The sequence below is a fragment of the Streptomyces sp. NBC_00104 genome (assembly GCF_045160825.1).
Classification (GTDB): Bacteria; Actinomycetota; Actinomycetes; order Streptomycetales; family Streptomycetaceae; genus Streptomyces.
The window spans coordinates 5,700,036-5,724,557 of record NZ_CP108215.1 but is presented as its reverse complement, the minus strand read 5'-3'; the positions used below and the strand labels follow the sequence as shown (position 1 = coordinate 5,724,557).

Here is a 24,522-nt window from a genome sequence, read left to right as displayed (position 1 = left end):
GGCGCCCCGGGCCGCAGGTCCCCGCGGGGATCGGTCAGTCCTGGGCGCGAAGCCCCGCGAAGACCAGGTGTGTCACGGCCTCGGACACCTCCCGCTCGCCCATGCCCCGCCCGTCCGGCCGGTACCACTCCACGATCGAGTTGATCATCCCGAAGACGAGCCGGGTCGCGAGCCGCACCTCCACGTCCCCGCGTACGTCCCCGTCGGCGGCCGCGGCCTTCAGCAGCTCGGCGACCCGGTGGTCGAAGTCGCGGCGCCGCTCCAGCGCCCAGCGCTCGGTGCCGGTGTTGCCGCGCACCCGCAGCAGGAGGGTCACGTAGGGGAGCTCGTTCATCAGCACCTCGACCATGCGCCGCACGACGTGCTCCAGGCGTTCCACCGCACGCCCCGTGCGCGCGGGTTCCTCGTCGAGGATCCCGAAGAGCCCGTCCAGAGCCCGGCTGACGGCCCGGCGCAGCAGCTCCTCCTTGCCCGTGACGTGGTGGTATATCGACGACTTGGAGATACCGGCCGCCTTGGAGAGGTGCTCCATCGACGTGCCGTCGTAGCCGCGCTCGTTGAAGACCCGGACGGCGACGGACAGCAGTGTCTCCGGGGTGTACGTGTCGCGCTTGGCGGTGGTCATGAGGAGGTGCCCTCCCGCTTGTCGGAGGCGTAGGCGTGGCGGTAGAGCGCCAGGGACGGCGCGTAGCGCCCGGAGGGGTCGCGCAGGTGCAGGTCGTCCAGGAGGGAGTACGCCCAGTTGCGGCCCAGCCTGCGGCTCCATTCGAAGGGCCCCAGCGGGTAGTTGACGCCCAGGCGCATCGCCGTGTCGATGTCCTCCTTGGTGGCCACGCCCTTGGCGACGGCGTCGTGCGCGAGGTCGACGATCCGCGCCACGATGCGGGCGACGATCATGCCGGGGGCGTCCCCGATGACGCTGACGTCCTTGCCCAGCGCCTGGAAGAGCCCGGTGGCCTCCGCGAGGGTCTGCGGCGAGGTGTCCTGGGAGGCGGACAGCGCGATCCGGGTGGCCCTGCGGTAGTCGAGCGCGAGATCGAAGTAGACGACGTCCCGGAACTCCACGGAGGTCTGCCCGTCGGCGAGGGCCAGTTGACCGCCGCTCGGCAGGACGAGCCGGGTGCCGTGGTCCTCCTCGTCCTCGCGGACGGGGATGCCCGCCTCGCGGATCAGCGTGAGCAGTTCGGAGGCGGGGCCCAGGTCGCCCTCGACGACGACGTACGCGGGCGCCGGGACCGGTTCGGCCGTGTGCGGCTCGGGGCGCTCGGCGTCGTCGGTGTAGTCGTACCAGCCCTGTCCCGTCTTGCGGCCGAGCCGGCCGGACTCGACGAGCCGCCGCTGGGCCAGCGAGGGCGTGAACCGGACGTCCTGGAAGAAGGCCTGCCACACGGAGTGGGTGACGGACTCGTTGACGTCCTGCCCGATGAGGTCGGTCAGTTCGAAGGCGCCCATCCGGAAGCCGCCGCACTCGCGCAGGACCGCGTCGATGGTGACGGGCTCGGCGGCCTGCGACTCGTACACCGCGAAGGCCTCCGCGTAGAACGGCCGTGCGATGCGGTTGACGATGAAACCGGGGGTGTCGGCGCAGGCGACCGGCGTCTTGCCCCAGACGCGGGCCATCTCGTACGCGCGCGTGGCCGACGTGACGTCGGTCGCGAACCCGGAGACGACCTCGACGAGGGGCAGCAGCGGCGCGGGATTGAAGAAGTGCAGGCCCACGAAACGGCCCGGGTTGCGCAGGGCGCCGCCGATGGCCGTGACGGACAGGGAGGAGGTGTTGGTGGCGAGCAGGCAGTCCTCGCCGACGACGTCCTCCAGCGCGCGGAACAACTCCTGCTTGACGTCCAGGCGTTCCAGGACGGCCTCGACGACGAGATCGCAGTCCGCGAGGTCGGAGAGGCTCTCGGCGGCGTGCAGCCGGGCGCGCGCGGCGTCCCGGTCGGCGCCGGTCATGCGGTCCTTCGCGACGAGCCGGTCGAGCCGGGCGCCGATCGCCTCGGCCGCCTCCCGCGCACGACCGGGCATGGCATCGAACAGGCGTACGAGGTGGCCCGCGGCCAGCGCGACCTGGGCGATGCCCTGGCCCATGGTGCCGGCGCCGACGACGGCCACGGGGCTGCTGAGGTCGAGTGCTGTCATGTGCGCGATCCTCCCGCACGGGGTTGTCCACAGATGCGGCGGACCCCCTTGTCCCGACCGATCGTTCGGTTACTCTAACTCTGTCCGCCCACCCGTCGCCCACCACCGCCCTGACCTAGGCGCTCAGCGCCACCCCTCTCGACTCTGTCCTGCCCAGGTCAGAGCTCGAAGAAGAGCCCCCTGACGTGAGGAGTTGGTCAAGCATGGCCGCCGAACCGTCCGCGCACACCCTGATCGCCAAGCACCGGGCCACCCTCGACCAGGCGCTGGAAGCGATCCGCACGCGCGCGTACTGGTCGCCCCACCCCGAGCACCCGAAGGCGTACGGAGAGAACGGCAGCCTGGGCATGGCAGAGGGCAAGGCCGCCTTCGACGCCCTCCTCGGCACCCGCCTCGACCTCGGCCAGCCCGGCACCGACGACTGGGTGGGCGGCGAGGTCTCCCCGTACGGCATCGAGCTGGGCGTCACCTACCCGCACGCGGACGTCGACACGCTGCTGCCCGCCATGAAGGCGGGCCAGCGCGCGTGGCGCGACGCAGGCGCTCAGGCGCGCGCGGCGGTGTGTCTGGAGATCCTCAAGCGGATCAGCGACCGCACCCACGAGTTCGCCCACGCGGTCATGCACACCAGCGGTCAGGCCTTCATGATGGCCTTCCAGGCAGGCGGCCCGCATGCCCAGGACCGAGGCCTGGAAGCGGTGACGTACGCGTACGCGGAGCAGGTCCGCACCCCCGACAACGCGGAGTGGATCAAGCCCCAGGGCAAGCGCGACCCGCTCACCCTCACCAAGCGGTTCAAGCCGGTGCCGCGCGGCATCGCCCTCCTCATCGGCTGCAACACCTTCCCGACCTGGAACGGCTACCCGGGCCTGTTCGCCTCCCTCGCCACCGGCAACGCGGTCCTCGTGAAGCCCCACCCGCGCGCGGTGCTGCCGCTCGCCCTCACCGTCCAGGTCGCCCGCGAGGTCCTCACCGAGGCCGGTTTCGACCCCAACCTGGTCGCGCTGGCCGCCGAACGCCCCGGCGAGGGCATCGCGAAGGACCTGGCCACCCGCCCCGAGATCCGCATCATCGACTACACCGGATCGACGTCCTTCGGCGACTGGCTGGAAGCGAACGCCCGCCAGGCGGAGGTCTACACGGAGAAGGCCGGCGTCAACACGGTGCTCGTCGACTCCACCGACGACTACCAGGGCATGCTCTCCAACCTGGCCTTCTCGCTGTCCCTGTACAGCGGCCAGATGTGCACCACCCCGCAGAACCTGCTCATCCCCCGCGACGGCATCACCACCGACGTGGGCCCCAAGTCCTACGACGAGGTCGTCGCCGACCTCGCCCAGTCGGTCGGCGGCCTGCTGGGCGACGACGCACGCGCGAACGCCCTGCTCGGCGCGATCGTCAACCCCGACGTCAAGGCCCGCCTCGAAGCGGCCACGTCGCTCGGCGAGGTCGCCCTCGCCTCACGGGAGATCACCAACCCCGAGTTCCCCGGCGCGGTCGTCCGCACGCCGGTGATCGTGAAGCTCGACGGCGCGCGAAAGTACTGGGAGCGGACCGACGACGAGGCCGCGTACATGAGCGAGTGCTTCGGCCCGGTGTCGTTCGCCGTCGCCGTCGACTCGGCGACGGACGGGGTGGAGTTGCTGCGCCGGACCATCGCCGACAAGGGCGCGATGACCGTCGGCGCGTACACCACCTCCGACGCGGTGGCCGATGCCGTCGAGGAGGTCTGCCTGGACGAGTGCGCGCAGCTGTCGCTGAACCTCACGGGCGGCGTGTATGTGAACCAGACCGCGGCGTTCTCCGACTTCCACGGGTCCGGTGGGAACCCGGCGGCCAACGCGGCTCTCTGCGACGGGGCGTTCGTCGCCAACCGGTTCCGGGTGGTCGAGGTCCGGCGCGAGGCGTAGGGGTTGCTCGTGGCGTGGGGCGACCGCGGGTCCGTGACGGCTGGTCGCACGGTTCCCCACGCCCCTGAGAACGGGTGCGCGGTTCAGCTGGACCGCCCTCAAGGGGAACCCGCGCTCCAGTGGTACAGCGTCATCGCCACGCTGGTCGCCAGGTTGTAGCTGGAGACCTGGGGGCGCATCGGCAGGGACAGCAAGTGATCGGTCCGGGCACGGAGTTCGGTGGACAGGCCACTGCGTTCGGAGCCGAAGGCCAGGACGGCGTCGTCCGGGAGCTTCACGCCCCGGATGTCGTCGCCCTCGGGGTCGAGCGCGAAGAGCGGCCCCGGGGGCAGATCGGCCACCTCCAGGTGCTCGACGGCGGTGGCGAAGTGCAGGCCCGCCCCGCCGCGTACGACCGTGGGATGCCAGGGATCCAGAGTCCCCGTGGTGACCACACCGGTCGCGCCGAAACCGGCAGCCAGCCGGATCACCGCCCCCGCGTTGCCCAGGTTGCGCGGATGGTCGAGGACGACGACGGGAGCGGTGCGCGGGGTGTGGGCGAGCGCCGCCAGATGGGCCGCGCGCGACGGGCGTACGGCCAGGGCGGCGACGGCGGTGGGGTGCGGGCGCGGCACGAGAGTCCGGTACGTCTCCTCCGGAACCTCCTGGAGGAGATCCACGAGCCGGTCCCGTACGTCCGGGGCCAGATCGTCGGCGAGGGCCAGCGCCGCCGCGCGGTCGGCGGTGACGGCCACCTGTACCTCGGCACCGAAGCGCACGGCGTGCTTGAGGGCGTGGAAGCCGTCGAGCAATACGGCGGTGTCGGCGAGGCGGTGCCAGGTCCGCACGGTGTCGCCCGCCGGGCGAGCGGTCGATCCGGTCACCGGGCCACCTGCCGGTCCGTCCTGTGGTGCGCTCACCGGATCGTTCATGCGGTGAAGCCTACGTGGGCCCGCTCGGCCGTCTCCTTCTCCCGGGGGAGCGGTGGCTGCTCCGGGTCGCGCGGGCCCGGGACCGTACGGCCGCGCCCCGGCAGCACACGACGGACGACGCGGTCCCGCGCGCGTGCCACCAGGCCGCCCAGGCGCTTCAGGAAGGGCGTCGGCAGGAAGACGGCGTCGGCGGCGATCATCGCGAGCGAGAAGAACGGCAGTCCCAGCACGACGGCGATCACGGCGTGCTCGGTCATCATGACCGCCAGCAGGACGTTCTTGACACGCCGGTTGAAGAGCGTGAACGGGAAGGCGACCTGCACGATCACCGTCCCGTACGTCACCAGCATCACCATCGTGCCGCTGGAGGACATCAGGTCGGACAGCGCGGCCCAGGGCGAGAAGTAGTCCAGGTGGAACGGGTAGTAGGCGGCCGTGCCGTCCTGCCAGCGCGAGCCCTGGATCTTGTACCAGCCGGCCGCCGCGTAGATCAGACACGCCTCGGCCATGATCACGACCAGGGCGGCGTTGTGCGCGAGGTTGCCGACGATGTCGAGCAGCACCCGCGGCTTGGTGTCCGCGTCGATGCGGCCGACGGCCCACCACAGGGCGTGCACCGCCCACAGCCCCCAGAAGAACGTCAGCCAGCCGCCCAGCAGACCGCCGGGAATCAGACCGCCGAACGTCGCCACCAGCAGCGCGAACCCGAGCACGCACCACAGGGCGGGGCCGACCCGGTCCACCGGCGCCTCGCCGACCCGCGCCAGGCGCTCGCGCGTGCGCCGTGCGCGCCGCGCGTCCAGCGACCAGACCTGGGCGCAGCGGACGAAGACGAGATACATCGCCATGAGGTGGATGACGTTGTCGCCGCCGTCGCCCATGAAGACACTGCGGTTCTGCAGTGAGAAGACGCCCACCATGAAGAGCACGCTCGCGGCGCGGGCGCGCCAGCCGAGCAGCAGCGCAAAAGTGGACAGGATGGCGACGGCGTAGACGATCTCGAACCACACCATGCTGTCGGACCACATCAGCACCGTGAAGGCGTCGTTGTTCGCGGTCAGCTGCTGGGCCAGCTCCCAGCTCCAGGGCCCGTCGGGGCCGTACAACTCGCGCCGGTGCGGGAACTCGCGCAGCAGGAACAACAGCCAGGTCAAGGAGAAGCCGATACGGATGATCGCGCTCTGGTACGGGCCCAGCGCGCGATCCGTGACGCGGGTGATCCCGTTGCCCATCGCGGCGGCGAGGCGCCCCATCGGGCTCACCGGCCGGGCCGGGTCGGTCGTCCTCAGGGAGTTCATCCGGCGCTCGCCTCCGTCCGACCCGTGACGGCCGGACCGACGCCGGCCGCGTTGGCGGCGGCGTCCGTGCGGTCGTCGTCGGTCACCGGCCACCAGGGCAGCTCACTGACGACGGGCTTGTCGGACACCTTTTCCTCGCTCCAGTCGGGCGGCTCCACATTGGTGGTACGGGAGCGGAGCTGGATCCGCTCGATCACACCGCCCGGGCCGTCGGCCTGCTCGCGGTCGAGGCGCATCACCACGATGCGGCGCACATAGCGCTGGGACAGATCGCCGCGCGACGAGGTGGCGCGGTGCTCGCCGTCATGCGTGGCCGTGTAGAAGTCCCAGGCCCGGCGCAGTTCGTTCTGCTGCGCGTGGCTCGGCACCGGATTGCGGTCGATCGCGGCGCCGTCCAGCGCCGACAGGTCGTACCAGCCGGTCGCACGCACCTCGCCGTCAGCGGTGCGGATCTCGGCGCGCGCCTGCACCGCGATGTTCTGCTGCAACGGGTTCGGCGCGAACAGCTTCCAGTTCTGCTCGAATTCCGGGTACACCCACTCGTCCACCGCCCGGCCGTGCTGCTTCGTCAGCGTGTTCGAGGGTGCGATATGGAGAAACACCAGCCCGAGATGCGCGCAGGTCGCCACCGCCACGACCGCGAGCACGAGCGCCACGGCGATCTGGTACGGCAGGGTGAGGGCGGCGATACCCGAGGCCGGCTGCGCCGGCTCGGCTATCTCCGCCGGTCGCGGCGGGGGAGGCGACTCCGACGGCAATTCCGATGGCAATTCCGATGGCGATCCCGACGGCTCCCGACGCAGGGACGAGGCCACGGGTTCCTGGGCCGGATGCGGATCCGGATCCTGGTCGGGCAGCGGATCCGGGTCGGAGTTCTGCCGGGGAGGCCGGGGCTGCGGGTTCGCATCGCTCGTGGAGGCGGAGCCCTCGGGCTCGTCCGGCCCTGGCCGGGCGTTCGAGACCTCGTCGTTCGCGTCCATTCCGCCCAGCTCCCCGATTCCCACTACCCGGTCCACTTCCCCACCGGAACCTACTCAGCCGCGTTCCTCCGGCACAGCCCCGATAGCCACAGCAGTCACATCGTCACACCGCTCGCACGGCACTGATGAGGTTATCCACAGCGGGGGACACCTTACGGCGCGGTGTGGTCCGCCTCTCCCGAAAGCCACCTCGCCGCTCTGTCGCCTGCCCTCTGCCTGCTCTGCCCGCTCTGTCGCCTGCCCCCTGCCCGCTCTGCCCGCTCTGCCTGCGGCTCGGCCACCGCCTCGACCCACGCCATTCCCTTCTTCTAGAACCTGTTCTATCTTGACGCCCCGTCATCGGCGACACGGAAGGGGCGGGACCGTGGACTTCACCTTCACCGAGGAGCAGCAGGCGGCGGCCGGGGCGGCGAGGGCGGTGTTCGCCGGGGTCGCCCCGGACGGGGTACCGAGTCCGTCGCTCGTGCCGGGGGCCGTGGCCGACGACTTCGACCGGGCCCTCTGGGCGAAGCTCGCCGACGCGGACCTGCTGAGCCTGTTACTCGACCCCTCGTACGGCGGCTCGGGCCTCGACCCGATCGCGCTGTGTCTGGTGCTGCGGGAGTCTGCGAAGGTACTGGCCAGGGGACCGCTGCTGGAGAGCACCGCGGCCGCGGTGGCCGTACAGGCGCACGGGAGCGAGGAGCTGAAGGCGGACCTGCTCGCCCGCGTAGGCCGGGGCGAGGTCGTCCTGACCGTCGCCGCGCAGGGCCGCACCGGCCACGACCCGGCCGAACTCGCCGTGACCGCGCGACGGGACGTCGACGGCGTCTGGGTCCTGGACGGCATGCAGACGGCGGTGCCCTGGGCCCACAACGCGGACTTCGTCGTCGTCCCCGCCACGGTCGCCCCGGAGTCGGTCACCCCCGGTGTCTCCGCCGACGGCGGCGAGCAGGACTCGGCCACCGTTGCCGACGGCCGGGCCGTGCTCGCTCTCGTGCCCCGCGTCCACGCAGGGGTGACGCTCGCCGACCAGGTCTCCACCGCCGGCGAACGCCTGGCGGAGCTGCGGCTGGAGTCGGCACGGATCGCCGCGCGGGACGTCATCGACGCGGAGGGCGCGTGGGAGCGGCTGCGGGAGCTGCTGGCCACCGGAACGTGCGCGCTGGCGCTCGGGCTGGGTGAAGGCGTACTCGGCATGACCAGCGAATACGCCGGCAAGCGAGAACAGTTCGGCTTCCCGATCGCCTCGTTCCAGGCCGTCGCCGTACAGGCCGCCGACCGCTTCATCGACCTGCGCGCGATGGAGGCGACGCTGTGGCAGGCCGCCTGGCGGATCACCTCCGGAGCGGGCGGCGCGCTACCCGCCGCCGGAGATGTCGCCGTGGCCAAGATCTGGGCCTCGGAGGGGGTACGACGGGTGGTGCAGACCGCACAGCATCTGCACGGGGGCTTCGGTGCCGACGTCGACTACCCCCTGCACCGCTATCACGCCTGGGCCAAGCACCTCGAACTGTCACTCGGCCCCGCAGCGGCCCACGAGGAGGCGCTGGGCGACCTTCTCGCGGCACACCCACTGGGCTGAGCGTCGCGCACGCCACGCCCCGGGGCGCGCACATCCGGCCTGCGCGCCCCCGTCCACCTGCGGTTCCGCCGCACGTGCCCCGGAGAACGACGTTCCCTAGAGAACGAACCCGGCCCCGCCCTTGTCGTCCACCACCGGACGACCGGCGGCCGCCCAGACCTGCATGCCGCCGTCCACGTTCACGGCGTCGATGCCCTGCTGGACGAGATACGTGGTGACCTGTGCCGAACGCCCGCCCGAGCGGCAGATCACGTGGATCCTGCCGTCCTGCGGGGCCGCTTCGGTCACCTCGCCGTAGCGCGCCACGAACTCACTGATGGGGATGTGCAGCGCCCCTTCGGCATGACCCGCCTGCCACTCGTCGTCCTCCCGGACGTCCAGCAGGAAGTCGTCGTCCTTGAGGTCTCCGACCTCGACCGTGGGCACACCAGCTCCGAAATGCATGCCTACGACGCTACCCGACCGGACAGCCGACGGCCCCCGCCCCCGACCGTCCGACCGGACTGCCGACGGCCCGCGCCCCACAGTCCGACCGGGCAGGACCAGACCTCGGCTATTCCTGTCGGCCGAGCAGTCCCGCCAGCTCGGCTTCCCGCTGTTCGACCTCCGCCAGCAGCTGGTCGGCGATCTCCTCGAGGAGGCGGTCGGGGTCGTCCGGGGCGAGGCGGAGCATCGAGCCGATGGCACCCTCCTCCAGATCCCGGGCGACGAGAGCGAGAAGCTCCTTGCGCTGGGCGAGCCATTCGAGCCGGGCGTACAGCTCCTCCGCGCGACTCGGCCTGCGCTCCTCCGGCACGGGCCCGGCCGCCCACTCCTCGGACAGCTCCCGCAGCAGCACTTCGTCACCCCGGGCGTACGCGGCGTTCACCCGAGCTATGAACTCGCCCCGCCGCTCCCGCTCCTTGTCGTCCTGCGCCAGGTCGGGGTGGGCCTTGCGGACCAGCTCGCGGTAGAGCCTGCGGGCCTCGTCGCTGGGGCGCACCCGCTCCGGGGACCGTACCGGCTGGTCGGTGAGCATGGCCGCCGCCTCGGGGAACAGGCCCTCCGAGTCCATCCAGCCGTGGAAAAGTTCCTCCACGCCCGGCATGGGCATGACCCGGGCCCGCGCCTCCTGAGCCTTGCGCACATCCTCGGGGTCGCCGGTGCGCGCCGCCTTGGCCTCGGCGATCTGGGCGTCCAGCTCGTCCAGCCGCGCGTACACGGGGCCGAGCCTCTGGTGGTGCAACCGGGAGAAGTTCTCCACCTCGACCCGGAAGGTCTCCACGGCGATCTCGTACTCGATCAACGCCTGCTCGGCCGCCCGCACGGCCCGCTCCAACCGGTCCTCAGGACGCCCCGAGCCCGCGCCCTCGGTGGAAGCCGCCCCCTCGGTGGAAGCAGGCCCCTCGGCGGAGGCCTCCTCGTCAGCCGAGGCCGCGCCCTCGTCAGACGCCGCGCCCTCAGCGGGGATCGTGCCCTCAGCCGGTGCAGTGCCTTCTACAGGCTCCGTGCCCTCATCGGGCTCCACGGGCTCGGCGGGGCGCTCGGACGGTGTCTGATCGGCTTCCGGGGTCGTCACCCGACCCAGCCTAGGCCACGGCTCCAGGCCCGACCGAAAGCCACCGAAGACGCCGGTACGGAGTGAGAACACCCACGCCACATCCGACCGCCCGGCCGACACAGCCCGGGACTCAGCCGCCGCATCCGGACACCGTCCCCTCGGCCACCCCCGACCACCCCGGACACCCTGACCACTCCGGACACTCTGACCACTCCGGACACCCTGGACGCCTGTCGGCCGCCCCGACCGCCTCGACATATTCCGCGTGCTCAAGTACCCCACCGACCTGGGCGCCCCGGCCGACCGAACACCCCCAGCCGCCCCGGCACCCCCGTCAGCCCTCGCCTCAGACCCCCGTCTCCGCAGCGATCCGCCCCGCCCGCACAGCCTCCACCAGGTCCGCGTGGTCCGCCTCCGTGCGGTCCGCGTAGGTCACGGCGAACGTGGCCGTCGCCTCGTCGAGTTCGTCGTTCTTGCCGCAGTAGCCGGCGATGAGACGGGGATCGGCGCTGTGGGCGTGAGCGCGCGCGAGGAGAGCGCCGGTCATGCGGCCGTAGTCGTCGATCTGGTCGGCGGCCAGGGCCGCCGGGTCGACGCTGCCCTTGCGGTTGCGGAACTGGCGTACCTGGAAGGGAAACCCGTCGACCGTGGTCCAGCCCAGCAAGATGTCGCTGACGACCTGCATGCGCTTCTGGCCGAGGACCACCCGTCGTCCCTCGTGGTCCACCTCCGGCACCTCGAAGCCGGCGGTCGCGAGGTGCGGCTCCAGCGCCGAAGGGCGGGCCTCCTTCACCTGGAGGACGAGCGGTTCACCGCGATGATCCAGGAGCAGGACGACGTACGAGCGGGTGCCCACACTGCCGGTGCCGACCACGCGGAACGCCACGTCGTGCACGGCGTACCGGGCGAGCAGCGGGTGGCGGTCCTCCGAGAGCGTGGTCAGGTACTGCGTCAGAGAGGTGGCCACCACCGCCGCCTCCTCGTCGTCCACGCGGCGCAGCACCGGCGGAGCGTCCACGAAGTGGCGGCCGCCGCCCTCCACCTGCCGGGTCGCCCTGGCCGCGAACCGGCCGCTCGTGTTGGCGCGCGCCTTCTCCGAGACCCGCTCCAGTGTGCCCAGCAGGTCGTGGGCGTCGGTGTGGGAGACCAGTTCCTCGTCCGCGATGGCGTTCCAGGCGTCGAGCGCCGAGAGCTTGGCGAGGAGCCGCATCGTGCGCCGATAGGCCCCCGTCGCGTCGTACGCCGCCTTGCGGCAGATGTCCTCGTCGGCGCCCGCCTCGCGGCCGGCGAGCACCAGAGAGGCGGCGAGGCGCTTGAGGTCCCACTCCCAGGGACCGTGCACGGTCTCGTCGAAGTCGTTGAGGTCCATCACGAGGCCGCCACGGGCATCCCCGTACAGGCCGAAGTTGGCCGCGTGGGCGTCGCCGCAGATCTGGGTGCCGATGCCGGTCATGGGCGTACGGGCGAGGTCGTGGGCCATCAGGCCCGCCGAGCCGCGCAGGAAAGCGAAGGGGGTGGCCGCCATCCTGCCGACCCTTATCGGGGTGAGGTTGGCGATCCGGCCTCGGTTGGACTCCTCCACCGCGGACACCGCGTCCGGCCGGTCGGTGGTGAGCGTCAGGTCCGCGTGCGCACTGCGGGGCACCCGCGTACGCAGCGCCTTGCCCTCGTCCTTGGGCGACCCCACCGCGGGCCACCCGGCGAACCCCGCCACCCCCGGCACCCGCGCACCGGACGACCGCGGCACCACCGCCCCGGTCTGTCCGGAATCCGCCGGCACCGCCGTCGTCGTATCGGTCTCGGTCACGCTGACCGCCTCCCCCGCACATGTCCCCGCACGAACATCAACTCGTGAGACGGTACAGCCGGTGGCCGAAACGCGTCAGACCCTGTGGACAACTCCGCGCCCCACCCGTCCCCACCTGTGGAAAACCCGGCCCGCGCACCACTGAGTCGGCCCGCAGACGCTTTTGGAGGCTTCTCGGACCAAAGTCCTTGACGACGCCGTCGTCAAGGCCAAGGAGCTGGCCGAACGCCTCGCCGCGTAGACCTTCCGGAGAACGCGAACGCGAAGGGCGGCCGCCCCCACCGAAGGAGCGGCCGCCCGTGCCGTCAGGCGGCGTACGTGGCGTTCTGCGCGGTGGTCACCACCTTCTGCCCGTCGGCCTGGCTCAGCAGCCCGGCCGACACCCACGAGCCGACGGTCGACTGCACGCGCGCCACCAGCGCCCCCTTGTCGGCGAACGGCGCCCCGGCCCAGATCTCGTCGAGCAGGGTCGTGCCGTTCGACTTCGCCGGGTTGGCGACGCCCGAGTCGGTGCCTCCGAGGACGACCTTCGGTTCGGAGCGCTTGACGTACGCATGGGTCGGGTCCTCGTTCCCTTCGTAGAAGGGAACGAATTCGATGCCGCCCAGCGTGTAGTGCAGCGGCTTTCCGCTCACCGGGGCGAGGGAGGGCAGCAGATCGCCGGAGAGGCCGGCGTTGCGGTACAGCCCGACCGACAGATGGCTCGTACCGCTGCTCCTGCCGACCAGGTTGACCGGCCCGTAGAACAGCGTCTGGAGCGACGGGTCGTCGAGGGCCTTCTCCACCCGCAGCCGGAACGGCATCGTCACGCGTACGACGTCCCCGCCGCGCCACGTGCGGGAGGGGATCGTGAAGTAGCTCCCCGCGGCCGGTGTGCCGCTCACCGCACTGCCGTTGACGGTCACCCGGAAGCCGGCGGTGGCCCAGGACGGCACCCGCAGCCGCAGCTCGAAGGCCGCGCTGCCGCCCCCGACGGTGATCGTGGAGCCCTGCTCCCGGGGATAGTCGGTGCTCTGGGCGACCGTCACGCCCTTCGCGGACCAGTTCAGCGTGGCGGCGCTGTACAGGTTGACGTACAGCGCGCTGCCGTCGGCCTTGGTGAAGTACACCGAGTCCTGGTACTTGGTGGCGCTCTCCATGCCGGTGCCCTCGCAGCAGGTGGTGCCCTGCTTGGGGGTGTAGTCGCGCACATGCCCCGGGGTGAGCCCGATGAAGTACGTGACCAGCGGCTTCTCCGCGTCGGCCTTGTCCTGCTTGGAACCGAGGACCTGGTTGAGCAGGGCCCGCTCGTAGTAGTCCATGTACTTCGGGTCCTGCTCGTGGAAGAACAGGCTCCGGCTCAGCTTGAGCAGGTTGTACGCGCAGCAGGTCTCGGCGTTGGTGTCGCTGATCGTCCCCGAGATGACCCCGCGCGCCTTCCAGAACTCGCCCGTGCTGGTGCCTCCGATCCCGTACATGCGCTGGGGGATCACCATGCCCCAGAAGTTCTTCGCGGCGGTCAGATAGCGCGCCTCGCCCGTGACGTCGTACAGCCGCGTGAGCCCGGTGAAGATCGGGATGTGCTGGTTGGCGTGCAGACCGTCGAGCGTGTCCGTGTTCGCGGCACAGGCGTCGATGAGCTTGTCCAGGTCGAACAGCTTGGCCAGGGCGAGATGGTCGGCCTTGCCCGTGATCGCGTACAGGTCGACGATCGCCTCGACCAGGCCCCCGTACTCACCGCTGGAGAAGATGCCCCACATCCGCTGCAGCGTGGCGTCCGGCAGCTTCGACAGCCTGGAGTACATCCAGTCGCACAGGCCCGAGGCCAGGTCGAGCGCCCGCGCGTCGTCGACATGCAGGTACGCGTCCAGCAGACCACGCAGGATCTTGTGCGCGGTGTAGTACGGCGCCCACACGCGCGTGTAGTCGCCGCTGGTCATCGACTCCAGCTCGATGAACTGCGTCTCCGGGTACGCCGCCAGGAACCCGGCATGGCTGGGCGCGCCCCAGGTGCGGCGCAGGGTGGCGGTCAGGCCGCGACCGGAGCCGTCCGCGAAGGTGCCGCCACTGGTCTCGAAGAAGTCGTACGAGGCCAGGTTGCCCCGCCCCGCCGAGGTGGCGGGCGCCCGATTGCTCTGGAGGGAGGTGATCTCGGCGGCCGTCAGCGCACGCGACCAGACGTTGAACTCGTCGAACGCGCCCGCGAAGACGGGGTCGGTGGAGAAATTGGACCGGCCCAGCCAGTTGTTCGCCAGGGTGCCGAGGGCCGCCGGAGTGAGGGACATCGACGTGTTCTGCGCCACGGCCGTGCCGTTGACGTAGAGCGTGCCGGTGCCGCCGCCGATCGTCACCGCGAGGTGGCTCCACTGGTTGAGCGGCAGCGCGGCGGTGCCGTTGAGGCCCTGCTCCCCTCCGGGCCCGTTGGTCGTGACGGCGAAGCGCGGGAAGCCGCTCGCGTTGCGGGAGGCCAGGTACATGTAGCGGGTGGTGTTGTTGCCGAAGTCGAAGACGCGGGCCCAGTTGGCGTTGTGGGTGGGCTTCACCCAGGCCGACAGGGTGATCGCCGAGGCGCCGCCGAGCACGCTGTTCGGCAGGTCGACGTACTGGTACGAACCCCGGCCGTTCTCCTGCGCGGTGCCGAACTTTCCGGTGACGGCGAGCATGCGCGGGCCGGTGCGCAGCGCGGCGCGCACGTCGGTCAGGGCGCCGATCATGTAGCGGATCTTGTCGGAGTAGGCCGTGTCCTTGGTGCCGGCATAGGCCTGCGCGAGCATCGTCAGGAAGTGCCCGGTGTAGTGGCCGCGGAGGTTGCCGTTGGCCTCGCCGTCGAGGCCCTCCCAGCCGCCGGGGGCGACCGCGCCCTTGGTGGAGAGTCCCGCGTTGGCGCGGAAGACCTGCAACAGCCGGTCGACGTCGTAGCCGCGACCGTGGTCGAGCATCAACTGCCGTTTGTCGGCGAACAGCCCTTGGCCGAGCGTCACGTCCTTGAGCTCGAAGGGCCGCACCGACCAGGTGGAAGGCGTCGGCACCGTGGCGGCGACCGCACGGCCGCCGCCCGCCGCGAAGGAGACTCCGGGAGCGGCCGCGGCGAGTATCGCGGCCTGGAGGAGGAAGCGTCTGGAGAGGGGCGGAGCCATGTGCGCCTCGTCTCTGGCAGGTGTGGGGGTGTCGGAGCGTTGAACAAAGCCGATCACGTTCGAAATGGCGAACGATGTGCGAATTACCGACCAGAAGATAGGTATGCGACAGCCGAGCGTCAACGGTACTGACGGGTTTGCCGGGGCCGACACCCAGGACAGAACGGCTCCATGCACGCGCTCGGGACCGTTTCACGTGAAACATCGTTCGTATCCACATCTACGGCGATTCACGTGATGCTGACTCCGACGACACTCCCGACCGCGCACGCGTTAAGCGGCACGCCCCCACGCCGTCCCGCGCCACCGGATACCGAAAGCCCTTACCGAATCCCTGAGAGACTCCTCACACTCCAGAGCCCCACAGTCGCCCCACCCGCCCCCTCCCCACAAAGGGTGAGCGGACAAAAAAAGAAGCGGTCCCATCGTGATCACGATGGGACCGCTTCGCTGTGCGCGAGGGGGGAGTTGAACCCCCACGCCCTTGCGGGCACTGGAACCTGAATCCAGCGCGTCTGCCTATTCCGCCACCCGCGCATTGGGTGTGTCCTGGGCCCCGTCCTTGCGGTGCTGGCGCCTTCCGACATCGAGAAGATTAGCACGATGGGAAGGGTGGCTTCACATCCCTTATCGGCGGCCGGCACCACGCCACAGCGACGTGACCCGGCCGACCAGGACGGACCGAACACGCACCCCTTCCGGCCACGTATCAACGAGTGCTGGTTCACGTATCAACCTCGTACCGGTCCCGGCCATCTCCACTGGAGAAGGACAGGGTGCACAGTCCGGTGCGGGACACTGGTCTCGCGCCGCCTCTACGATCCTTGACAGAGTTCGCGCGGAGTAGTTCGAAGAGGAGCTCCGGAGGGAATCCGGGAGGGGACTTCAGTGGGCGTCGATACCGGGTGACACCGGTCGACCGGGCCGACAGGGGGAACCAGCCGATTTCCCGGCGCGTGGATACGATCAGTAAGCAGTACCGATGCGGTACGCAGAGCGGTGACGACGGAGGAGGTGCCCCATGGGAGTCCTGAAGAAGTTCGAGCAACGTCTCGAAGGTCTGGTCAACGGCACCTTCGCCAAGGTGTTCAAGTCCGAGGTCCAGCCCGTGGAGATCGCGGGAGCACTCCAGCGGGAGTGCGACAACAACGCGACCATCTGGAACCGCGACCGGACTGTCGTCCCCAACGACTTCATCGTGGAGCTGAGCACGCCCGACTTCGAGCGCCTCAGCCCCTACTCCGGCCAGCTCGGCGACGAGCTCGCCGGAATGGTGCGCGACTACGCCAAGCAGCAGCGCTACACCTTCATGGGCCCGATCAAGGTCCATCTGGAGAAGGCCGACGACCTCGACACCGGTCTCTACCGCGTGCGCAGCCGTACGCTCGCCTCCTCCACCAACCAGCAGGCCCCCTCGGGTGCCCCGGCGAGCCCCGCGGCGGGCCGCCCCGGTGGCTACGGCTACCCGCCCACACCGGCGCCCGCGGGTGCCCCACCCATGCCGGCCGCCCCGCCGCCCGGCGGTGGCCGTCCCGGCGCCGCCCAGCTCGGCCAGCGGCCGCCCGCCGCTCCCGCGGCCGGTGGGCGCATGCGCTACTGGATCGAGATCAACGGCACCCGCCATCAGATCTCCCGCCCGACGCTGGTGCTGGGGCGCAGCACCGAAGCAGACGTGCGGATCGACGACCCCGGCGTCTCCCGCCGGCACTGCGAGATCCGGACCGGAACGCCCTCGACGATCCAGGATCTCGGATCCACCAACGGCATCGTGGTGGACGGGCAGCACACCACCCGCGCTACGCTCCGCGACGGCTCGCGGATCGTCGTGGGCAGCAGCACCATCATTTACCGGCAAGCCGAAGGGTGAAGCGGGGGCAATGTCAGAGCTGACCCTCACGGTCATGCGGCTGGGTTTCCTAGCCGTACTGTGGCTGTTCGTGATCGTGGCCGTGCAGGTCATCCGCAGCGACCTGTTCGGTACGCGCGTCACCCAGCGGGGGTCGCGCCGGGAGGCCGCGCGGCCACAGCAGGCCGCCCGTCAGGCCGCGCCCCCACAGCAGCGCGGCCAGCAGCCCGCGCCCGCCACCGGAGGCGGCGGCCGCCGCGGGCGCAACGCCCCGACCAAGCTCGTCGTCAGCGAGGGCACGCTGACGGGTACGACCGTGGCGCTACAGGGCCAGACCATCACCCTGGGCCGCGCACACGACTCCACGATCGTGCTGGACGACGACTACGCCTCCAGCCGACACGCCCGGATCTACCCGGACCGCGACGGCCAGTGGATCGTCGAGGACCTGGGGTCCACCAACGGCACGTATCTCGACCGGAACCGACTGACGACTCCCACGCCGATCCCGCTGGGCGCGCCGATCCGCATCGGCAAGACCGTCATCGAGCTGCGGAAGTAGTGCTACATCATGAATAGGCGCGAGCGGAGCGAGCACGCAGCGGCGGCCCCCACCAGGGGTCCCGGCGCGCTCCCGACCGGAGGGTGGGCACCGTGCGGATGTACCCGGAGCCGACGGGCGAGGTGCGCATGAGTCTGTCACTGCGCTTCGCCGCCGGATCGCACAAAGGCATGATCCGCGAGGGCAACGAGGACTCGGGCTACGCCGGTCCCCGCCTGCTCGCGATCGCCGACGGCATGGGCGGCCAGGCGGCCGGCGAGGTCGCCTCCTCCGAGGTGATCTCCACCCTCGTCACGCTCGACGACGACATCCCCGGCTCCGACATCCTCACCTCCCTCGGCACCGCCGTGCAGCGCGCCAACGACCAGCTGCGCGCGATGGTCGAGGAGGACCCCCAGCTGGAGGGCATGGGCACCACGCTCACCGCCCTGCTGTGGACCGGCCAACGACTCGGCCTGGTGCATGTCGGCGACTCCCGCGCGTACCTCCTCAGGGACGGCGTCCTCACCCAGATCACCCAGGACCACACCTGGGTCCAGCGTCTGGTCGACGAGGGCCGCATCACCGAGGAGGAGGCCACCACACACCCGCAGCGCTCCCTGCTGATGCGCGCGCTGGGCAGCGGCGAGCACGTCGAGCCCGACCTCTCCATCCGCGAGGTCCGCGCCGGCGACCGGTACCTGATCTGCTCCGACGGTCTGTCCGGCGTCGTGTCCCACCAGACGATGGAAGACACCCTCGCCAGCTACCAGGGCCCGCAGGAGACCGTGCAGGAGCTGATCCAGCTCGCGCTGCGCGGCGGTGGCCCGGACAACATCACGGTCATCATCGCCGACGTCCTCGACCTCGACACCGGAGACACCCTCGCCGGGCAGCTCTCCGACACCCCGGTCGTGGTCGGCGCGGTCGCCGAGAACCAGCTCCACCTGCAGGACAACGGCATCATGCAGACCCCGGCCGGCCGCGCCTCCGGTCTCGGCCGCCATGGGCACGGCCAGGGCGGCGGCGAGTTCGGCCCGCCCGGCTCCGGCGACACCACCGGGTACGTGCCGGCGGCGGGCAGCTTCGGCGACTACTCCGACGACGACTTCGTCAAGCCGCGCAAGAAGCGCAGGTGGTTGAAGAGATCCTTCTTCGGCATCCTCGCCCTCGCCGTGGTCGGCGGGGGCCTGTACAGCGGTTACCGCTGGACGCAGACGCAGTACTACGTCGGCTCCAACGACGATCATGTGGCCCTGTACCGCGGCATCAGTCAGGACCTGGCCTGGATCTCGCTCTCGAAGGTCGAGAAGGACCACCCCGAGATCGAACTCAAGTACCTGCCGCCCTACCAGCAGAAACTGGTCGAGGCCACGATCGCCGAGGGCGGTCTGAGCGACGCCGAGAAGAAGATCACGGAGCTGTCCACCCAGGCGTCGGCGTGCAAGAAGAACGCCGAGCGCCGCGAGGCGGCGGACAACAACGCCAAGACCGGCGAGGGCGAGGCCGGCGGAGTCACGGGAACCACGAAGACCTCCCTCACGTCCAAGGCCACACCGTCCCCGACGTCGAAGCCCTCGACGTCCCCGACCCCGACCCAGACCGCACCCACACCGTCGACCGGCCCCAGCCTCTCGGAGGAGGAGCAGGAACTGGTCTCACGGTGCGGTGAGCAGTAGGCAAGCCGCGAGGGGCCCACTCACACGATGAGCAGTACTACCAACCCATCGACGCAGCACACGTCCACGATCGGCGCGATCGGCACCCCGAGCCGACGCAACACCGAGCTGGCCCTGCTGGCGTTCGCGGTCGTCATCCCGGTGTTCGCCTACGTCAACGTGGGTCTCGCCCTGAACGACGAGGTCCCGACCGGCCTGGCCGCGTACGGCGTCGGCCTCGGCGTGCTGGCCGGCATCGGCCACCTCGTCGTACGCAAGTTCGCGCCGTACGCGGACCCGCTGCTGCTGCCGCTGGCCACGCTGTTGAACGGCCTGGGGCTGGTGGCCATCTGGCGGCTGGACCAGTCGGAGCTCCTGCAAGGCCTCGGCGTGGCCGGTGGAAAGGCGACGAACCAGCTGATCTACACGGCGATGGGCATCGCTCTCCTCATCGCCGTGCTGATCTTCCTCAAGGACCACCGCACCCTCCAGCGCTACACCTACATCTCCATGGCCGGTGCGCTGGTCCTACTGTTGCTCCCCCTGGTCCCGGGCCTCGGCGCCGAGCTCACCTACGGCGCCAAGATCTGGATCCAGGTCGGCAGCTTCACCATCCAGCCCGGCGAGTTCGCCAAGATCGTGCTGGCGATCTTCTTCGCCGGCTACCTGATGGTGAAGCGCGACGCGCTCGCGCTGGCCAGCCGCCGATTCATGGGCCTCTACCTCCCGCGCGGCCGCGACCTCGGTCCCATCATCGTCGTCTGGGCGATGTCGATCCTCATCCTGGTCTTCGAGACCGACCTCGGTACCTCGCTGCTGTTCTTCGGCATGTTCGTGATCATGCTGTACGTCGCGACCGAGCGGACGAGCTGGATCGTCTTCGGTCTGCTGATGTCCGCGGCCGGCGCCGTCGGCGTGGCCAGCTTCGAACCGCACGTCCAGACCCGTGTGCAGGCCTGGCTCGACCCGTACCGCGAGTACAAGCTCAGCCGCGCGGGGACCACCGACGGCATCGTCCACTCCGAGCAGGCCATGCAGGCCCTGTGGGCGTTCGGCTCCGGCGGCACCCTCGGCACCGGCTGGGGCCAGGGCCACTCGGAGCTCATCCGCTTCGCCGCGAACTCCGACTTCATCCTCGCCACCTTCGGTGAGGAGCTGGGTCTGACCGGGGTGATGGCGATCCTGCTGATCTACGGCCTGATCGTGGAGCGCGGCATCCGAACGGCCCTCGCCGCCCGCGACCCGTTCGGCAAGCTGCTCGCAGTCGGCCTGTCCGGCGCGTTCGCCCTCCAGGTCTTCGTCGTCGCCGGCGGTGTGATGGGCCTCATTCCCCTGACCGGTATGACGATGCCGTTCCTGGCATACGGCGGTTCCTCGGTCATCGCCAACTGGGCACTCATCGGCGTCCTGATCAGAATCAGCGACACCGCGCGCAGGCCCGCCCCCGCCCCCGCACCCAACCCCGACGCCGAGATGACCCAGGTGGTCCGCCCGTCATGAACAAGCCTCTGCGCCGCATCGCGATCTTCTGCGGGCTCCTGGTCCTCGCCCTGCTCGTCCGCAACAACTGGCTCCAGTACGTCAAAGCGGATTCCCTTGCCACCGACAAGGAGAACCGGCGCGTCTCCATCGAGCGTTACGCCACGCCTCGCGGGGACATCATCGTCGACGGCAAAGCCATCACCGGGTCCGTCGCGTCCGAAGGCGCCGACTACAAGTACAAGCGCACCTGGAAGAACGGCGAGATGTGGGCGCCGGTCACCGGCTACTCCTCCCAGATCGTCGGCGCGACCCAGCTGGAGAACCTCGAGGACGGCATCCTCACCGGCAACGACGACCGGCTCTTCTTCCGGAACACGCTGGACATGATCACCGGCAAGAAGAAGGAGGGCGGCAGCGTCGTCACCACCCTCAACGCCGCCGCGCAGAAGGCGGCCTTCGAGGGCCTCGGCGACAAGAAGGGCGCCGTCGCCGCGCTCGATCCCAAGACCGGCGCGATCCTCGCCCTGGCCTCCACGCCGTCGTACGACCCGTCGACCTTCGCCGGGATCAGCAACAAGGACAGCGAGACCTTCGGCAAACTGGAGAAGGACTCCGACAAGCCGATGCTGAACCGCGCGCTGCGCGAGACCTACCCGCCGGGCTCCACGTTCAAGGTGGTCACGGCCGCCGCGGCGCTGGAGAACGACATCGTCTCGGGCATCGACGACAAGACGGCCACGCCCGACCCGTACCAGCTGCCCGGCACGAAAACCGACCTCACCAACGAGCACGGCGTGTGCAAGAACGCCACCCTGCGCTACGCGCTGATGGTCTCCTGCAACACCGTCTTCGCGAAGATGTCGGACAACGTCGGCAACGAGAAGATGCGTGAGCAGGCCGCGAAGTTCGGCTTCAACGAGGACAAGCTGGACGTCCCCGTACGCGCCGCCGAGAGCGTCTACCCCGAGGACAACGAGCCGCAGAACGCCATGGACGGCATCGGCCAGGCCTCCAACCGCGCCACGCCGCTGCAGATGGCCATGGTCGCCTCGGCCGTCGCCAACGACGGCGAGCTGATGAAGCCGTACATGGTCGACCAGCTGCGCGCCTCCAACCTCGACGTCATCGAGACGCACGACCCCGAGACGCTGTCCCAGGCGGTCTCGCCGGAGACCGCCCAGAAGCTGCAGGACATGATGGAGACCGTCGTCAGCGACCCGCAGGGCACGGGTGGCAAGGCGAAGATCGACAACGTCACCGTCGGCGGCAAGACCGGTACCGCGCAGCACGGCGTGAACAACAAGGAGAAGCCGTACGCCTGGTTCATCTCGTACGCCAAGCTCAGCGACGGCAGCTCGCCGGTCGCCGTGGCCGTGGTCGTGGAGGACGGTGCGGCCAACCGCGGTGACATCTCCGGTGGCGGTCTCGCCGGCCCGATCGCGAAGAACGTGATGGAGGCAGTGATCAACAGCAAGAAGTGACCCCGCTCACGTCGCCTTCACATCGGTGCACGTTGCGATACCGGTCCTGTATCGGGTGACGCGGTTGGCCAGGTCACAGAAGGCGAGCCGGGTACCGTATGCCCGGAGCACAGCCGCCGGACCACACATGGGTGCGGTCGGGACCGACGGAGAGGGCTGGTAGGAAGCTATGGAAGAGCCGCGTCGCCTCGGCGGCCGGTACGAGCTGGGCCAGGTGCTCGGCCGTGGTGGCATGGCGGAGGTCTACCTCGCGATGGACACCCGCCTCGGCCGCACCGTGGCGGTCAAGACGCTGCGAGCGGACCTCGCGCGCGACCCCACCTTCCAGGCCAGGTTCCGCCGGGAGGCCCAGTCGGCCGCCTCACTCAACCACCCCGCGATCGTGGCGGTCTACGACACGGGCGAGGACTACATCGACGGGGTCTCGATCCCGTACATCGTCATGGAGTACGTCGAGGGTTCCACCCTCCGTGAGCTTCTCCACAGCGGCCGCAAGCTGCTGCCGGAGCGGGCCATGGAGATGACCATCGGCATCCTCCAGGGACTGGAGTACGCCCACCGCAACCAGATCGTCCACCGCGACATCAAGCCGGCCAACGTCATGCTGACGCGCAACGGCCAGGTCAAGGTCATGGACTTCGGCATCGCCCGCGCCATGGGCGACTCCGGTATGACCATGACGCAGACGTCCGCGGTCATCGGCACCGCCCAGTACCTCTCTCCGGAGCAGGCCAAGGGTGAGCAGGTGGACGCCCGTTCCGACCTGTACTCGACGGGCTGTCTGCTCTACGAGCTGCTGACCGTGCGCCCGCCGTTCGTCGGTGACTCCCCCGTGGCGGTCGCCTACCAGCACGTGCGGGAGGAGCCGCAGCCCCCGAGCGTCTTCGACCCGGAGATCACGCCGGAGATGGACGCCATCGTCCTGCGTGCGCTGGTCAAGGACCCGGACTACCGTTACCAGTCCGCCGACGAGATGCGCGCCGACATCGAGGCCTGCCTCGACGGCCAGCCCGTCGCGGCCACGGCGGCCATGGGCTCGGTCGGCTACGGCGGCTACCCCGACGACCAGCCGACCACCGCCCTGCGCGCCGATGCCGGTGCCACGACGATGCTGCCACCGGTCGGCCCGGACGACGGCTACGGCTATGACGACCGCCAGGGCCGCCGCCGCCAGCAGAAGAAGAACAACACCTCGACGATCCTGTTGGTCGTCGCGGGTGTACTGGTGCTGGTCGGCGCGGTCCTCATCGGCCGATGGATGTTCGCGGGCAACGGCACCGGCAACGACACCCTCAAGGCGCCGAACTTCGTGGGCCAGAGCGAGGCCGAGGCCAGACAGGCGGCCGGGAACGTCGACCTCAAGGTGACGACCAGCAAGGCCGAGTGCGAGGACCAGAAGACCGGAAACGTCTGCGAGCAGACCCCGGAGGCCGACACCGAAGTCAAGAAGGGCGACACCATCGCCCTGGTGATCTCGACGGGTGCGCCGAAGGTCACGGTTCCCGATGTCCAGGGCATCAAGTTCGACGAGGCCGAGGCTGAGCTCAAGGACAAGGGCTTCGAGGTCGAGAGGAAGACCGAGGAGTCCGACCGCACGGCTGGCATCGTGATCGACCAGGACCCGGCGAGCGGCAAGATTGAAAAGGGCTCCACGATCACGCTGACGGTCGCCAAGGCGCCGGACAAGGAAACCGTCCCGGACGTCTCCCGGCAGAGCTGTGACGCCGCCAAGGCTCAGATGGAGGCCAACAACCTCGTCGGCACCTGCACCGAGGTCGAGACCGACGACAACAGCCTCGTCGGCAAGGTCATCGCGACCAACCCCGCGGCGGGCTCCGAGCTCAACAAGGGCGACACGGTCACCATCCAGATCGGCAAGGCCGCCGAGAAGGAGGAGCAGAAGGCCAAGGTCCCGAACGTCGTCGGACGGACCGTGGGCGAGGCCAAGCAGATCCTGCAGGCCTCCGGCTTCACCAACATCCAGTTCGCCAACGGCAGCGACCAGAGCGACACCGCGCTCGTCACCGACCAGGACCCGGACGGCGGCAACGACGCCGACCCGGCCCAGACGACGATCACCCTCGCCTCGGTCGGCTTCGGCAACAACGGCAATAACAACAACGGCGGCGGTGACGGCGGCGGCTTCTTCGGATAGCGCCACCAACACCCCGCGACGAGGAGGGATCCACCACCTCGTCCCCGTATGACGAAGGAGCCCCGGCCCCCTCCTCAGGGAGGGGGCCGGGGCT

At 70.1% G+C, this 24,522-nt stretch carries 17 protein-coding genes and 1 tRNA gene; 8 read left to right on the top strand and 10 right to left on the bottom strand.

Going from position 1 to position 24,522, the window contains the following annotated elements; genetic code table 11:
• Positions 1-34 precede the first annotated feature (34 nt).
• Together OG272_RS25210 and OG272_RS25205 are read right to left on the bottom strand one after the other, a co-directional pair.
• On the bottom strand, positions 35-625 hold the full coding sequence (locus OG272_RS25210) for a TetR/AcrR family transcriptional regulator (protein WP_326580540.1): 591 nt from the start codon (positions 623-625) through the stop codon (positions 35-37).
• A complete protein-coding gene (locus OG272_RS25205) occupies positions 622-2,139 on the bottom strand; it encodes a 3-hydroxyacyl-CoA dehydrogenase (RefSeq protein WP_326580542.1) in 1,518 nt (505 codons plus the stop codon). The genes OG272_RS25210 and OG272_RS25205 overlap by 4 nt, the downstream gene beginning before the upstream one ends.
• 203 nt (positions 2,140-2,342) lie before the next feature.
• On the opposite strand from OG272_RS25205, the gene paaN reads away from it, so the two are divergent.
• Positions 2,343-4,049: a phenylacetic acid degradation protein PaaN gene (gene paaN / locus OG272_RS25200; RefSeq protein WP_326580544.1), complete on the top strand. Its 1,707-nt coding sequence runs from the start codon at positions 2,343-2,345 to the stop codon at positions 4,047-4,049.
• Between the two features lie 98 nt (positions 4,050-4,147).
• On the opposite strand, the gene OG272_RS25195 is transcribed toward paaN, so the two are convergent.
• The 3 genes from OG272_RS25195 to OG272_RS25185 are packed head-to-tail and all read right to left on the bottom strand — an operon-like array spanning position 4,148 to position 7,238.
• On the bottom strand, positions 4,148-4,960 hold the full coding sequence (locus OG272_RS25195; RefSeq protein ID WP_327728775.1) for a TrmH family RNA methyltransferase: 813 nt from the start codon (positions 4,958-4,960) through the stop codon (positions 4,148-4,150).
• Positions 4,957-6,213, bottom strand: a complete 1,257-nt coding sequence (locus OG272_RS25190; RefSeq protein WP_327732177.1) for an HTTM domain-containing protein — start codon at positions 6,211-6,213, stop codon at positions 4,957-4,959. Before OG272_RS25190 ends, OG272_RS25195 begins: the two co-directional genes overlap by 4 nt.
• A gap of 41 nt (positions 6,214-6,254) precedes the next feature.
• Complete coding sequence (locus OG272_RS25185; RefSeq protein WP_327728776.1) at positions 6,255-7,238, bottom strand: DUF5819 family protein; 984 nt, start codon at positions 7,236-7,238, stop codon at positions 6,255-6,257.
• Positions 7,239-7,602: 364 nt separating this feature from the next.
• Here OG272_RS25185 and OG272_RS25180 point away from each other — a divergent pair, with 364 nt between their 5' ends.
• The gene (locus OG272_RS25180) at positions 7,603-8,802 is read left to right on the top strand and encodes an acyl-CoA dehydrogenase family protein (protein WP_327728777.1); all 1,200 of its coding nucleotides are present in this window, start codon (positions 7,603-7,605) and stop codon (positions 8,800-8,802) included.
• Between the two features lie 96 nt (positions 8,803-8,898).
• Here OG272_RS25180 and OG272_RS25175 read toward each other — a convergent pair whose 3' ends face one another.
• The 5 genes from OG272_RS25175 to OG272_RS25155 form a co-directional block, all read right to left on the bottom strand.
• On the bottom strand, positions 8,899-9,228 hold the full coding sequence (locus OG272_RS25175) for a rhodanese-like domain-containing protein (protein WP_326585723.1): 330 nt from the start codon (positions 9,226-9,228) through the stop codon (positions 8,899-8,901).
• Between the two features lie 127 nt (positions 9,229-9,355).
• The gene (locus OG272_RS25170) at positions 9,356-10,360 is read right to left on the bottom strand and encodes a hypothetical protein (protein ID WP_327728778.1); all 1,005 of its coding nucleotides are present in this window, start codon (positions 10,358-10,360) and stop codon (positions 9,356-9,358) included.
• 328 nt (positions 10,361-10,688) lie between these two features.
• Positions 10,689-12,149 carry a DUF2252 domain-containing protein gene (locus OG272_RS25165; protein WP_405894905.1) on the bottom strand — a complete coding sequence of 487 codons (1,461 nt, stop codon included), beginning with the start codon at positions 12,147-12,149 and terminating at the stop codon, positions 10,689-10,691.
• Positions 12,150-12,454: 305 nt separating this feature from the next.
• Complete coding sequence (locus OG272_RS25160) at positions 12,455-15,265, bottom strand: beta-L-arabinofuranosidase domain-containing protein (RefSeq protein WP_327728779.1); 2,811 nt, start codon at positions 15,263-15,265, stop codon at positions 12,455-12,457.
• 453 nt (positions 15,266-15,718) lie between these two features.
• Positions 15,719-15,802: transfer RNA gene (locus OG272_RS25155), tRNA-Leu, on the bottom strand.
• Between the two features lie 484 nt (positions 15,803-16,286).
• Here OG272_RS25155 and OG272_RS25150 point away from each other — a divergent pair.
• The 6 genes from OG272_RS25150 to pknB all read left to right on the top strand — a co-directional run bounded on the left by OG272_RS25150 (position 16,287) and on the right by pknB (position 24,428).
• Positions 16,287-17,132: a DUF3662 and FHA domain-containing protein gene (locus OG272_RS25150; protein ID WP_326580555.1), complete on the top strand. Its 846-nt coding sequence runs from the start codon at positions 16,287-16,289 to the stop codon at positions 17,130-17,132.
• 10 nt (positions 17,133-17,142) lie between these two features.
• On the top strand, positions 17,143-17,673 hold the full coding sequence (locus OG272_RS25145) for an FHA domain-containing protein (RefSeq protein WP_326580557.1): 531 nt from the start codon (positions 17,143-17,145) through the stop codon (positions 17,671-17,673).
• A 128-nt stretch (positions 17,674-17,801) separates the two neighbouring features.
• Positions 17,802-19,331 carry a Stp1/IreP family PP2C-type Ser/Thr phosphatase gene (locus OG272_RS25140; protein WP_326580559.1) on the top strand — a complete coding sequence of 510 codons (1,530 nt, stop codon included), beginning with the start codon at positions 17,802-17,804 and terminating at the stop codon, positions 19,329-19,331.
• Between the two features lie 27 nt (positions 19,332-19,358).
• Positions 19,359-20,810: an FtsW/RodA/SpoVE family cell cycle protein gene (locus OG272_RS25135; protein ID WP_326580561.1), complete on the top strand. Its 1,452-nt coding sequence runs from the start codon at positions 19,359-19,361 to the stop codon at positions 20,808-20,810.
• Positions 20,807-22,273, top strand: coding sequence for a penicillin-binding protein 2 (locus OG272_RS25130; protein ID WP_327728780.1), 1,467 nt, complete (start codon positions 20,807-20,809; stop codon positions 22,271-22,273). Before OG272_RS25135 ends, OG272_RS25130 begins: the two co-directional genes overlap by 4 nt.
• Before the next feature lie 169 nt (positions 22,274-22,442).
• Positions 22,443-24,428 carry a Stk1 family PASTA domain-containing Ser/Thr kinase gene (gene pknB / locus OG272_RS25125; RefSeq protein WP_326580565.1) on the top strand — a complete coding sequence of 662 codons (1,986 nt, stop codon included), beginning with the start codon at positions 22,443-22,445 and terminating at the stop codon, positions 24,426-24,428.
• Positions 24,429-24,522: the final 94 nt, after the last annotated feature.